Origin of the sequence: Sphingopyxis sp. DBS4 (assembly GCF_024628865.1) — a bacterium.
Lineage (GTDB): Bacteria > Pseudomonadota > Alphaproteobacteria > Sphingomonadales > Sphingomonadaceae > Sphingopyxis.
The window spans coordinates 80,329-93,050 of the sequence record NZ_CP102384.1 but is presented as its reverse complement, the minus strand read 5'-3'; the positions used below and the strand labels follow the sequence as shown (position 1 = coordinate 93,050).

The window sequence follows — 12,722 nt, the reverse complement described above, 5'->3', positions numbered from 1 at the left end:
ACCCGTGTTCCCCCGCGAAGGCGGGGGTCCATCTCCTGCCGGTGCAAGATAGAACCGGCAGGAGATGGGTCCCCGCCTGCCCCGAAGGGGCAGTTTATCCTGAGCGCCGCCGCAGGCGGCGTCGAAGGGCGGGGACACAGTTGTTTTACGCAAGGTCGATCGCACCCAAGGCGCAGCGCCTGTTCGACAGCCTCTCGACTTGGCGCGATGCGAACGGCAGATAAGGGGGATGGATGGCCCTGCCCCTCTCCACCCGCCCGTCAAACGCTCGGTCACCATCGCCGGTCATCCGACCTCGATCAGCCTCGAACCGATGTTCTGGGCCGCGCTCGAAGACGAAGCCCGGCGGCGGGGCTTGCCGGTCAACGCCCTTGTCGCGCGGATCGACGTCGAGCGGATGGACGCCGACGAGCCGCCGAACCTGACCTCGGCGATCCGGCAATGGTTATGGCGAGAACGCGGGGTGCGGGAATGAACCCCGCTGCGGACGACACGGGCTTCGATCCCGCCACTTTGGCCTTTTATACGAAAGAGGCGCCCGACTATGTCGCGAGCGGCCCCGGCGGCGTCAGCCGATGGCTCGCCGCCTTCCTCGACCGGTTGCCGAAGGGTTCACGCATTCTCGAACTGGGATGCGGCAGCGGCCGCGACGCCGAAGCGATGATCGCGGCGGGGCATGATATCGATGCGACCGATGGCACACCCGCTATGGCAGCGCTCGCCAGCGCGCGCCTCGGCTGCCCCGTGCGCGTCATGCGTTTCGACGAACTCGACGTGCGCGACGCTTATGATGCCGTCTGGGCGCATGCCAGCCTGCTACACGTTCCCCGCCTCGCGCTGCCCGGCATATTGAGGCGCGTCTTCGATGCCCTCAAACCGGGCGGCCTCCATTTCGCGACTTACAAGGGCGGCGGGACCGCCGGGCGCGATGCGGCGGGGCGCTATTTCAATTATCCCGACGCCGAAGCTCTCCGCGCGGCCTATGCCGCGGCGGCACCGTGGCAGATCGACGCGATCGAGGATTATATCGGCGGTGGCTATGATGGCCGGCAGGGGCCTTGGCTGGCGATCAGCGCGCGGCGACCAGACCAGTGACCGCCCCCGCGACCGCCCGCCCGAACGCGGCGCCCTTGTCGGGGGCATGGTGCAGGAACAGCGACGGTTCGATCAGTTCGAGTTCGATGATGCGGAGCGCGCCCGCGTCATCGCCGACCATGTCGACGCGCGCATAGACCGGAGCGGCGGGCGCCGCGGCGAGCGCGGCAGCGGCGAGATCGCGGGCGGCGGGGCTCGCATCCCAGTCGCTCTCGCGGCCGCCGAACTGTTCCTGGACGCGAAAGTCGCCCGAAGCGGGGCGCTTCACGATCGCATGGCTGAAGCGGCCGTCGAAGAAGAAGAGCGACATCTCGCCCTCGACCAATATTCCCTGCATCAGCGGCTGGACGAGACGGCGGCGGCCACGTGCATCCGCCGGGATCGCCGCGCCGGGCGCAAGACGGTGGGTGCCATCGGCGCCGCCCGAGATAGCGGGCTTGATCACCACCTCTTCGGCGCCGAGCGCGGCGCGCGCTTCGGCGAGGCCCGCATCGTCCAGCGCCGCGACCTCGACCGTCGGCACCACCGCCACCCCCTTTGCGCCGAGTTCGGCGAGATAGGCCTTGTCGCTGTTCCAGCGCAGCACCGGCACCGGGTTCGCGACCGGCAGTCCTTCGGCCTCCAGCCGGTCAAGCAGGCCGTACCAGGCGGCAACGTCGCGTTGATAGCCCCAGGCGAAGAGCGGCAGGATCAGGTCGAAACCCGCAAGCTCGCCGGGATCGGTCCACGGGCGCTGCTCGACGGCCAGCCCGGCGGCGGTCAGCGCCGCCGCCTTGCGCGCGAAGGCGGGCTGCCATTTCTCATAATAGCCCGGCGCAGGGACGAGGATCGCGACGCGTGGCTGATAGGGCATCGACTCATTGACTTTCTTTCATTCGTCATTGCGAGCGAAGCGAAGCAATCCAGGGCGGTTTACGCCACACTGGATTGCTTCGCTTCGCTCGCAATGACGAGATCGGCTACCGCCCCAGCAAGCCGCGCGCTTGTCCCGCGATGTGCGAGAGCATCGCGCCGTTCGGGTTGGGGATCGTCCGCGCGCGGTCGACCGTGGCGCGGAATTGCGCGACGCGCGGGGCATTGTCCGCGAGCCATTTGGTCACCGCCTTGTCGAGATCGCCCTTCGGCAGCCCGGCGAGGAAGCCGAGGCGCATCTGCTGGAAGTCGCGCGCAAGACTGTTGACGAGCAGGCGTTCCCACGGGTCGGCGGGGCTCATGTGCGCCGCCAGCGTCTGCGCCCAGTCGAGGCCGAGCGCTTCGCCCAGATGAGTGAAGGCGCTGGTCACCGCAACCTCGTCGTCGCCGCGCCGCGCCGCGAGGTCGACGATGCCGATCGCGCCATCGGTCTTGAACAGCCGCACCACCGCCGCGGTCAGCGCCTCGGGCGCACCGGCGTCGAGCAATTGCTGCGCGAGCGCGTCCCATTGATGGCGGACCGAAGTACTGAGCAGCGTATCGACGGTCGCGGTCAGGCGATCGACGCCGGGTTCGAGCCGCGCGACGATCGGCCCCGGCTGCGCCAGCGCCGGGCTGACGCGGAGCAGGTCGGCCATCTGCGAGGTCATCGCCGACGCCGCCTGGCTGAACAGCGACAGACGAATGCTCTCGTCGATCTTCGCACCGTCGAGCTTGCTCCACAGATCTTTCATGTCGAGCAATCGTTCGACCGCGACGAAGGCCGCCGCGACCTCGCCGAGCGAACAGCCCTCCTCCTCGACCAGTTCGAAGGGATGGACGACGCCCATGCGGTTGATCATCCGGTTCGCGAGCTTGGTCGCGATGATCTCGCGCCGCAATTGATGCTCGGCGATCGCGGCTCCGAAATCGCGCTGCATCTCCACCGGGAAAGCCGCGGCGAGGTCGCCGGCAAGCGCCGGATCGTTCGGCAGCTCGCTGTCCTCGATCGCGTCCTGCAGCGCGAGTTTCGCGGTCGACAGCAGCACCGCGAGTTCGGGGCGCGTCAGCCCGCGCCCTTCCTGCGCGCGGCGCAGCAGCTCGTCGTTCGCCGCCAGCCCCTCGACCTTGCGGTCGAGCCGGCCCGATGCCTCGAACGTTTCCATGATCCGCACCAGCGACGGCACCGCCGCCGATCCGCCCTTTTCGGCGATCGACAGCGCAAGCGCCTGCAGCCGGTTGTCCTCGAGCACCAGCGCCGCGACATCGTCGGTCATGCGGACGAGCAGCGCGTCGCGATCGTCCTGCGCCAGGCGGCCCTCGGCCATCTCGCGATTGAGGGCGATCTTGATATTGACCTCATTGTCCGAGCAGTCGACGCCCGCGCTGTTGTCGACGAAGTCGGCGTTGATGCGCCCGCCCTTCGCCGCGAAAGCGATGCGCGCGGCCTGCGTCACGCCAAGGTTCGCGCCTTCGCCGATGACGCGGACGCGCAGATCCTCGGCATCAACGCGCAGCGCGTCGTTGGCGGGGTCGCCGACCTCGGCATTATTCTGGCTCGCCGCCTTCAGATAGGTGCCGATGCCGCCGAACCACAAGAGGTCGACCGGCGCCTTGAGGATCGCCGAGATCAGCGCCGTCGGCTCGATCTCCGCCTGCGACAGGCCGAGCACCGCCTGCACTTCGGGGCTGAGCGGGATGCTCTTCTGACTGCGCGCGAAGACGCCGCCCCCCTTCGAGATCAGCTTCTTGTCATAATCGTCCCAGCTCGACCGCGGCAGCTTGAACAAACGGTCGCGTTCCTTCCAGCTCTTCGCGGCATCGGGATCGGGGTCGAGGAAGATGTGGCGGTGGTCGAACGCCGCGACGAGCTGGATCGACTTCGACAGCAGCATCCCGTTGCCGAAGACGTCGCCCGACATGTCGCCGCAGCCGACGACCTGCACCGGGTCGGCCTGCACGTCGATGCCCATTTCGGCGAAGTGTCGCTGGACCGAAATCCACGCGCCCTTGGCGGTTATGCCCATCGCCTTGTGGTCATAACCGTGCGAGCCGCCGCTCGCGAACGCGTCGCCAAGCCAGAAGTCACGCTCCATCGCCAGCGCGTTGGCGACGTCGGAGAAGGTCGCGGTGCCCTTGTCGGCGGCGACGACGAAATAGGGATCGTCGCCGTCGCGGATCACGACATTCTTCGGATGCACGACCTTGCCGCCGACCAGATTGTCGGTGACCGACAACAGCGAGCGGATGAAGATGCGATAGCATTCGGTGCCCTCGGCGAACCAGGCGTCGCGGTCCTCGGCCGGGCTCGGCAGCGCCTTGGGATAGAAGCCGCCCTTCGCGCCGGTCGGCACGATGACGGCGTTCTTGACGCGCTGCGCCTTCATCAGCCCGAGGATTTCGGTGCGGAAGTCGTCACGGCGGTCGGACCAGCGGAGCCCGCCGCGCGCGACCGGGCCGGCGCGCAGGTGCACGCCCTCCACGCGCGGGCTGTAGACCCAGATCTCGCGCCACGGCAGCGGCTTCGGCAGGCCGGGAACCTGGCTCGAATCGATCTTGAACGCCAGCGCTTCGGCGGCGGCGGGCGCGAAGGCGTTGGTGCGCAGCGTCGCGCCGATCACCGCGTGGAACAGCCGCAGGATGCGGTCGTCGTCGATCGACGCGATATCGGCGAAATCGGCGAGGATTTCGGCACCCAACGCCTCGGCGCGCGCGGCATCCTTCGCCTTGGGATCGTGGAGCGCGCGGAAGCGCTCAACGAGCGCCGCGGTCAGCTTCGGCGCGTGGCGGAGTGCCGCGACCACCGTGTCGAGACCATAGGACGAACCGCCCTGGCGCAGATAGCGGAACCAGGCGCGCAGCCAGACGATCGCCTGCGGATCGGTCTGCGTCACGAGCACGAGCTGGTTGAACGCGTCGTTCTCGGCGTGGCCGTCGAGCACCGCGGCGATCGCCTTTTCGATCGTCTCGACATGCGGCAGCAGCGCGGTCTCGTCGACCGACGCGGGCAGGCGCAGCGAGAAATCGTGGATGAAGGTCGGCTGTTCGGCCGCCTCGTCGTCGGCGCCGCGGACATGCAGTTCGGTCGGGATTTCCTCGAGCACCTCGAAACCGAAATGTTCGAGCGCCGGAACGACGTCGGACAGCGCGAGCGGACCCGCGGCGCTGTAGACCTTGAGCCGCAGGCGATCGTCGCCGTCGAGGCTCTTCTTCGCGAGCCGGACGCTGCGCGGATGCTCGGCGTCAAGGTCGCGCAGCCGCAGGATGTCGCGCGCCGCTTCCTCGGGATTGTAGAGGTTGCGGTAATTGGCGGGAAAGAGCGGCGCGAAGCGCGCGGCGAGCGCCGCGGCACGGCCCGCGTCACCGCGAAGCGCGAGCGCCGCCTCGACCTCGGGCTGCCAGCCGCGCACCATCTGTTCGAGCTGCGTGCCGAGCGCGTCGGCATCGGGCACCACCCCGTCGCCGCGCAGGTCGAGCGTGAAGCGGAGCAGCGCGGCGCCGCCATCCTCCAGCACCATCGTCCAGCCGATCACCCCGGCTTTCGCCTCGCGCACCAGCAGCGATTCGACCGCGAGACGGCGGCCCGTCGACACTTCGTCGCGCGGCAGCCACACGAAAGCGAAGAGGTGACGGCCGAGCGCGCTGCGCACCATCACGATCTTCGGCCGCGGGCGGTCGGTGATCGACATCGAGGTCAGCACCAGTTCCTCAAGCGAGGCGCTGTCGAACGCGATGAGCAGGTCGTGCGGCAGCGCGGTAAGCGCGTGGGCGAGCGCCTTGCCCGCATGGCCGGTCGGATCGAAGCCGAACTTCGTCATCAGCGCGTCGAGCTGCGCGCGCAGCACCGGCACCTTCGCGGGCGGGGTCGATAGCGCGGCGCTGGTCCACAGGCCCGCATGGATCGACAGACGATCGGCCTTCTTGCCCTGATATTCGGGAACGACGACCAGATCGAGCAGCACGCGGCGGTGGACCGCCGACAAGCGGTTCGACTTGAGGAGGAGCGGCGAGGCGCCGCCCCGGTCAAAATAGTCGAAGGCAGCCTTCAGCGCGTTCGGCGAAAGAAGCTGGCCCGGGCTGCTCGTCGAAATGCCGAGCGCGTCGTGGACCGCGCCGTCGCGGGTGCGCCATTCGTGGCCGAGCTGCGTCATCGCTCCGCCCTCGAACCAGCGCAGCAGTTCGGCGGCCTCGCCGTCGGCGCGCATCGCGGCATCGGCGAGCATCGCGGCGCGCATCGCCTTCCAGTCGGCGACCGCGGCGCGCACATCGGCGAGCGAGGCTTCGAGCGCGTCGAGCAAGCGCCTGCGCGCGCGCGCATCGCCGCGCTCGATCTCCATATAGATGACCGATTCGCGGCGACTGCCGGCCTTGCCCGCGTCGGCGCCGGTCAGCCGGCCCTTCGCGTCGCGCTCGACCGAGACGACGGGGTGGAGGATGCGGTGGATCGCCAGCCCCTGCGAGCTCACGATCTGCGAGGTCGAGTCGACAAGGAACGGCATGTCGTCGTTGACGACCACCAGCCGCATTCGGCGGTCGGGGCCATCGCCCGCCATCGGTTCGAGAAGCAGCGACGGCTTGCCCTCGCCGCGCTCGAGCGACGCGCGCGCGGCAAAATCGCCCGCGGTCGCGAGCATCTTGGCATCGAGATCATCGCCCTCGCCCGGCAGCGCGCTGCCCGCAAGCGCGGCCTGATAAGCCTTGGAGATTTGGGGGGCGATCTTAACAGCGGCGGGCGCCGCCGAAGAGGATTCGGCGTCGACGGATTCGGTCAATTTGGAAGACATAGGGTTGCAGCATCCCGAACGAAAAGAGGCGGGTCATCGCCCGGGGGATGGCAATGAACCCTTTCGCTCCGCCCCTATGGGCCCGCGGCGCGCGCGGCTCAACCCCTGCGCGGGGTTCACGCAAAATAATTTCAACTTTCGGATTTCCTGTTGCGCAGCAGCAAATTGGCTCCGGCTTCGTTCCGTTTCTTCAAGTTTCTTTGAGAAACGATGCCGACCGAATGGCGGCTTACGGAAATATTTGGCGCAAAGACCCGGAGATGTCGCGCCGGCCGCGATGCAGCTTTTGCCTGCCGCGACCGTTTCCGAACGCCGCGACGATCCTCGAGCATGGTCATTTTTGACGGAATCGTCGTCCCGGCGAAGGCCGGGATCCCGCCGGTGCGTCAGGTCGAGATGATGAGATCCCGGCCTTCGCCGGGATGACGAGATAAGAAAGGCGATGTTTCAGCCTAACCCGATCACGACTTAAACGCCGCTGATCGGGACCGCCTTCTTCGCGAGCCGCGCGACCAGCGCCGCATCGTCCGCCGCCTTGGCGACGATTCCGATGTGGCCGCCCGGCATCGCGCGCGCGATCAGCACGACGAATTCGGCCTCGCCTGCGTCATGTTCGAGGATCAGCGCCGGATGGGCGCCGCGCAGCGCCTCCAGCTTCGTATCCGCGTCGGCCCGGTCCGGCGCATCCGTCTTGCGGCGCGCGCGCGCATCCTTGACGAGGCCCTTGAGGCCGCCGGGATAGCGATCGAGATAGGCCGCCAGCGCCCCCGCGCCGACCCCTTCTTCCTTCGCGTGGCCGAGCGCGCAGGCATATTCGGCCAGCCGCGTCTTGTCGTAACCCGCGCCGAAGACCAGCTTGACGACCGGGGTCAACGGCGCCCGCGCCTGCGCCGCGATCCCGGCATCGGCGAGCAGTTCGGCGAAAGCGTCGGGCTGCGCCTCGGCCGCGAGCGCGAAATCCCACGCCTTGCCGACCGCCTGATAGAGGGCGGAGCGGCTGCGGCTGTCGGCGGCGAGCGCGCGCTCGGCGGTTTCGCGCGCCAGCGCCAGCCAATCGGCGAGCGCGGCGTCGGCGCCCGGAAGGGCATCGGCGTGCTCGTCCGGGGTCTCGGCCTCCGGCATCGCGCCTTCGTCGGCGAACGCGGCAAAGCCCGGCGCGGCGTCGGCTTCGTCCTCGATATGTCCGGAATCGGGGCCGTCCGCCCATACCGGCACCGGCGCGGTGAGCGGCGCGGCGCTGCGCAGCGCCTGCTCGACCGAAAGCTGCAGTTCCTCGGCCTGGTCGGCGGGCGCGACCTCTTTCCAGTTGATCACGCCCATGATGAAATCAATCGTGTCGTCGTCGGACGAAAAGGGCAGCAGGATGCCGCGATACATGATCGTCACGCCGCGATCGCTCACGAACTCGGCCTCGAAGCCGATCGGCGCGCGGTTGGCGATGATCTGGAGATAATGGTCGGTCAGCCGCGACAGCAGCGAGCGGCCGGGAATCTGGTTGATGTAATGAACGTCATCGTCGATCTCGGATTCGGCGCGCAGCCGGTCGCCGATATAGGAAAGCCCGGGATTCTCGATCCCTGCGGTGAAATCGAGCAGAACCGCGTAGGGACCGAAATCGGCGGATTCGAGATCGAGATCCTCGACCGAGGGGTAAACGCGGTCGGCGAGCAGCGACGCCCAGTAATTATAGGCCCTGACCTGCATCCGCCGTTCGTCGACCCCGACCATGGGCGGCGCATCAATCGCGCTCTCGTCCTGGTCGTGGCTGCCCGAAAGCAGTCCGCGCAAGCTGTCCATCACATGTCCCCAGTCGCAAACATCGCCCGCGGTCATGCACCGGGAGTGGTAAAGGCGGCGTAAACGATGGCTGGAGGGGGGGTGCGGCGCTCTGCGCGATCGAACATGAAGCAGGTGCAGGATAATGGTCATTTGCCAAAATGCAAAGTCCCCCTCCACGGGAAGATGCCTGCGGCTCAAGTAATAATCATCCCAAAACCGTCATATTCTGTTTACCAAAAACGCATCGTTCATCTTAATCACTTTCTGCGATTGCCGCAGGGAAGGAGACTTCCCATGCGCCTTTCTTCGTCGTTCGCCCTATTATCTTGCCTTGCCTGTGCCGCCCTTCCCGCTGCCGCACACGCCAGCAGCGATGCTTCGACGAACTTCCGGATTTCGGCCACCGTGCCGGAGGCCTGCGAGATCGTCGTCCCCGACCTGACGGTCGATACGGGGTCGGGCCTTGCTGCCGGTACGGTACTCGAAAGCTGCAATACGCAGCGCGGCTTTCAGGTCGTAGCTTCCTATCGGCCGCTCGACCCTGAAGAGAAAATCACGCTGACCTATGCCGGCCAGTCGAACTCACTCCATGCCGACGGCTGGCAGGTGATCGCCAATCGCGCAGGCGCGCAATATGGTGCGAGGCCGGTTAGCATTTGGCACGACAATCTCGCCCAGCCCCTCACGATCAACCTGACCATCACCTATTTCTGATCCCCCTGCGCCCACGCCAGACGGCCGGCGGCGATCAGATGGGGGTTACGGTGATCGTCACGCGGTCATTGTAGGTGCCCGCGTGGCGGGTCGGGTCGGGGTCGATCACGATCGACAGCGGATGGACACTTCCCGCCGGACCGGGATGGCTTGTGACATCGACGCCGTCACTGGCGGCATTCAGATTGAGCGGGCGGCCATCGACCGACAGGTGATAGGGAATCCGCTCGCTTCCTCCGACCCGCAGCAATGTGCCATTATTCTGCGACGAAAATTCCATGCGATAGACGGAGGTGCTGAACACCCGAATCGCAAAGGGTGGGGAAGATGTCGGTGCGACCGGCGATAAATCGCCCATTTCGATCTTTGCGGGCCCTTGGGCGCTGCTCGCTCCCGCAAAACGGATGCGCGCCATCGCCGGAATCTCAAGATCGAGGCGGGTGCGGTGACTGGCCAGTTCGGTGGGCGCATCCGGTTCAAAGAGCTGAAATATCAGATATTGCTCATAATTGCCGGCCTGCAGATCCCACCCGGCCCCAAAGCTGACTTCGTAGGGGATGCTGATCTTTGCGCCCCCCGCTATGGTGATCTGAGTGGAGGCATTGGGGTTGGACATCGCCCCCGCACTATCACCCACCAGCACCACACCGCTGGGCCCGGTCAACGTAAAAGGCGGAAAGCGCGGATCCGATGTAGCCGTTTCCCGACCGACAGCCAGCCGCAGAACACAGGCATCGCTACCGTTGTTGCGGATATCCACATTGATACGCTCGGTCACTCGCTCGACCTCAAACGACGGCGCCAGAACGATCGGCACGGAGGCCACTGTGTCAACAAGGCTGGGCTCGCATGCCGCATGTGCGGCCGCAGGCAATAAAAATGCCGCAATGCCGATTACCAGGCCAAATCTTGTCCGCATCATTTTTCGCCCTGCCTCTTGTCCTTTGCGGTCACTCCCGGCGCAATCGCAACATCGCCTAGTTGAAGCAGCGAGCCGGAATCCTTCGGCACGCTGATCCTATAGAACCCCGCCGAGTCGAACAATCGCGCCTCGTATGTCTTGCCGGGTCTGAGCCCGCTGATAACGAACCGCCCTGCCGAATTGGTGAAGAAGGGCTGAGTCCCGAACTCGTCATCGTCGGACGAAGTGACGGTGCCTGACACCAGGCCTGCCCGCTCAGCGCCCAGATTGAGAAAGCCGATGGCGGAGACCGTAGCGTCGGTACCGACGACTAGGCGATAGCCGCTGCGATAGAGCGGCTCGACCGTTTCGACGCCAGGGCCAATGTCATAGCCCTGCGCGCCCTTGGCGAGATCATAGAGGATGCTCTGCCGCGAATAGGATGTGAGACGCGGGCCCAACGCAGCACCCAGCGAGCCGCTGAGCGCATCGTAGCGGCGCGACTGGACCGACTGGCCGATCACAACCTGCTGGTCCTCCATGCCCTCGTGCGGGGACGCGATCACGAAACTGTCGTTGATCGGCCGTCCGATCGCCAACGCGCCTCCCGCATAGGCAATCGAGGTACCAATTTGCAGACGCGCAGTCTGGCGATCGTCGATCCGGTCGAGCCCCGACCCGGTCGATGTGATAGTGGCGCGACTGTAGAAACGGTTGCCGATATAAGCGCCGGACGCATCGAGCGATGCCGATCCCGGCGAGCGGCGCACCCCGACATTATAGCCCCAGGATCCGACTGTGTCGCTTTCGCTCCGCGACACGAAGGCACGCGTCTCATCCCGGCGGCTATTATAGCTGGCGTCGCCGCGAGTCGATCGGCCGAATGGCACGGAGATACCGATCCGAATGCCGAAGTTTCGCCGCTGCCCTCCCCCTTCGCCATATTCGATCCCGCCCACCAGCCGGTATGTTCGAGCGCGATAGGTGAGGTCGGCATAGGCGCTGCGGTTAACTCTGATCCCTTCGCGCTTGAACCAGTTGGCGCCAACGGTCAGGATAAGCCGCTCATTGAGGCTTTGCGCGTAATTGGCATTGATGCTCAGCGCCTCGCCTTGCACGAATCCTGTCTGGTCGATCAGGGTGGTGAAGCGAGCGTTGCGATAATCGGCCGCGATCGAAAATTGGCCGCCGCCCCGATCCCCTCCGATAGCCAGCGAATAATTGCCGCGCAGCGCATAACCGAAACCGTCGCCTCGGCTCACCGCGCCGGACAGATCGAAGCGTCCCGGGATCGCACGGGGCGCCGCCACGATCTCTGCGCCGAGCGTCTGGGTGCCACGCGAAAGCTGGAGCGCACCGCCCAACGAGAGCCGGTTGGAGATGCCGCGGCGGTAATGACCCGAAAAGGCTGGGGTGCCATGATAGCTGGGGTTGAGATTGAAGGCGCGGGGCAGAAATCCGATCGCCGCGCTATATTCCTCCTCCCCCTGGGCCAAGTCGATCGTGCTGGCATAGGTATCGAAATCAGTAAGCTGACGGCGCCCGGTCACGTCGGTGATGAAAAGCTGGGCGTTCCGCCCACTATATTGCGCCCGCAGCGACGCCAGATCATAGGGACCGGCCGCCAGCTGCATGGTCTGAACCTGCTGTCCGTCGACAACCACGTCCACCGTTGCGTCGCGTTGCAGCAGAATCTGCTGGCCGCCGATCGAAGTCAGCGGATTGGCGCCTATGAAATTCTGCCGCCCCTTTTCGACGCCGACACCACCCAGAAAGGTACCACCGATCAGGCTCAGGCTGGGAATCTGGATATCGCCGGCGCTCCACCGCCGCTGATGGTCGGGTTCGTCGCGGATCAGTCGCACCGCCCGACGATAAAAGCCGCTACCGGTCGCCAGGTGCTTGTCATAACCGCCATCGAATTCCAGCACCATGCCGCCGGTGCGGATGGCGCCGTTCAACAGGAAGGCGGGGCGGTCGAAATCGCGGAAATCCTCGACCAGAAAATCGCCGACGATGTTGAGATAGGCGCTGAACCGTTCGGGCTGCATCGTGATCGGCGGCTGGTTGGCGTTTGGCACCCCCCCCAATGGCCGGACGGGCGCGATGTCCGGCGCGATCCGGTCGACATGGATTTCAAGCAGGCCGGGGTCGTAGCGCAAGGTCACCCCCGCCAGCGCCACCTGCTCGGAGGTCAGCGTATCGCCGCCGCCCAGCAAGCGCACGAAACTGGGTCGCGACTGGTCCGAGATCAGCGGCGCGAGTTGCTCGATCAGGCTTTTCCGATCATAGCGAATCTGACCGTCGGGATAGAGATCGACGAAGACGTCGCCATGGACCCGATCATTACTGATAATGGGCAGCGTCATATGCGTTGCCGGACCCGCGGGAAGCGGCACCGGCTCGGGATTATCAGCCACTGCGGGCTGCTCACCCCACGCGCCGTCCGCCGTTGAAGGAGCGTCGGCCATGGCTTTCGCCGCCGGGGATTCGGCGAGCAGCAGCAGCGCGACGCTGGTGAATATGGCTGAACCCAACGCTCCCCCTCCAACCGATCG

At 66.1% G+C, this 12,722-nt stretch carries 9 protein-coding genes; 3 read left to right on the top strand and 6 right to left on the bottom strand.

Features of this window, described 5'->3' with window-relative positions; genetic code table 11:
• Positions 1–229 precede the first annotated feature (229 nt).
• Positions 230–475, top strand: coding sequence for a ribbon-helix-helix domain-containing protein (locus tag NP825_RS00405; protein ID WP_257547475.1), 246 nt, complete (start codon positions 230–232; stop codon positions 473–475).
• On the top strand, positions 472–1,095 hold the full coding sequence (locus NP825_RS00400; protein WP_257547473.1) for a bifunctional 2-polyprenyl-6-hydroxyphenol methylase/3-demethylubiquinol 3-O-methyltransferase UbiG: 624 nt from the start codon (positions 472–474) through the stop codon (positions 1,093–1,095). The genes NP825_RS00405 and NP825_RS00400 overlap by 4 nt, the downstream gene beginning before the upstream one ends.
• Here the strand turns inward: NP825_RS00400 and NP825_RS00395 are convergent.
• The 4 genes from NP825_RS00395 to NP825_RS00380 all read right to left on the bottom strand — a co-directional run bounded on the left by NP825_RS00395 (position 1,070) and on the right by NP825_RS00380 (position 8,567).
• The gene (locus NP825_RS00395) at positions 1,070–1,948 is read right to left on the bottom strand and encodes a RimK family alpha-L-glutamate ligase (RefSeq protein WP_257547470.1); all 879 of its coding nucleotides are present in this window, start codon (positions 1,946–1,948) and stop codon (positions 1,070–1,072) included. The two genes, NP825_RS00400 and NP825_RS00395, sit on opposite strands and share 26 nt — an antisense overlap.
• 106 nt (positions 1,949–2,054) lie before the next feature.
• Complete coding sequence (locus tag NP825_RS00390; RefSeq protein WP_257547468.1) at positions 2,055–6,770, bottom strand: NAD-glutamate dehydrogenase; 4,716 nt, start codon at positions 6,768–6,770, stop codon at positions 2,055–2,057.
• A gap of 131 nt (positions 6,771–6,901) precedes the next feature.
• Positions 6,902–7,108 (bottom strand): hypothetical protein, encoded by a 207-nt coding sequence (locus NP825_RS00385; protein WP_257547466.1) that lies wholly within the window; start codon positions 7,106–7,108, stop codon positions 6,902–6,904.
• A 130-nt stretch (positions 7,109–7,238) separates the two neighbouring features.
• Entirely contained in the window at positions 7,239–8,567 is a 1,329-nt protein-coding gene (locus NP825_RS00380) for a hypothetical protein (RefSeq protein WP_257547463.1), read from the bottom strand.
• 276 nt (positions 8,568–8,843) lie between these two features.
• On the opposite strand from NP825_RS00380, the gene NP825_RS00375 reads away from it, so the two are divergent.
• On the top strand, positions 8,844–9,263 hold the full coding sequence (locus NP825_RS00375; protein ID WP_257547461.1) for a hypothetical protein: 420 nt from the start codon (positions 8,844–8,846) through the stop codon (positions 9,261–9,263).
• Between the two features lie 34 nt (positions 9,264–9,297).
• Here the strand turns inward: NP825_RS00375 and NP825_RS00370 are convergent, their stop codons facing one another.
• Positions 9,298–10,080 carry a hypothetical protein gene (locus tag NP825_RS00370; protein WP_257547459.1) on the bottom strand — a complete coding sequence of 261 codons (783 nt, stop codon included), beginning with the start codon at positions 10,078–10,080 and terminating at the stop codon, positions 9,298–9,300.
• A gap of 101 nt (positions 10,081–10,181) precedes the next feature.
• A complete protein-coding gene (locus tag NP825_RS00365) occupies positions 10,182–12,701 on the bottom strand; it encodes a fimbria/pilus outer membrane usher protein (RefSeq protein WP_257547457.1) in 2,520 nt (839 codons plus the stop codon).
• Positions 12,702–12,722: the final 21 nt, after the last annotated feature.

Excerpts from the sequence above, each read along its gene's own strand:
- NP825_RS00375 (WP_257547461.1), top strand. The coding sequence starts at position 8,844 with ATGCGCCTTTCTTCGTCGTTCGCCCTATTATCTTGCCTTGCCTGTGCC.
- NP825_RS00390 (WP_257547468.1), bottom strand. The coding sequence starts at position 6,770 with ATGTCTTCCAAATTGACCGAATCCGTCGACGCCGAATCCTCTTCGGCG.
- NP825_RS00385 (WP_257547466.1), bottom strand. The coding sequence starts at position 7,108 with ATGACCATGCTCGAGGATCGTCGCGGCGTTCGGAAACGGTCGCGGCAG.
- NP825_RS00405 (WP_257547475.1), top strand. The coding sequence starts at position 230 with ATGGATGGCCCTGCCCCTCTCCACCCGCCCGTCAAACGCTCGGTCACC.
- NP825_RS00395 (WP_257547470.1), bottom strand. The coding sequence starts at position 1,948 with ATGCCCTATCAGCCACGCGTCGCGATCCTCGTCCCTGCGCCGGGCTAT.
- NP825_RS00380 (WP_257547463.1), bottom strand. The coding sequence starts at position 8,567 with ATGGACAGCTTGCGCGGACTGCTTTCGGGCAGCCACGACCAGGACGAG.
- NP825_RS00400 (WP_257547473.1), top strand. The coding sequence starts at position 472 with ATGAACCCCGCTGCGGACGACACGGGCTTCGATCCCGCCACTTTGGCC.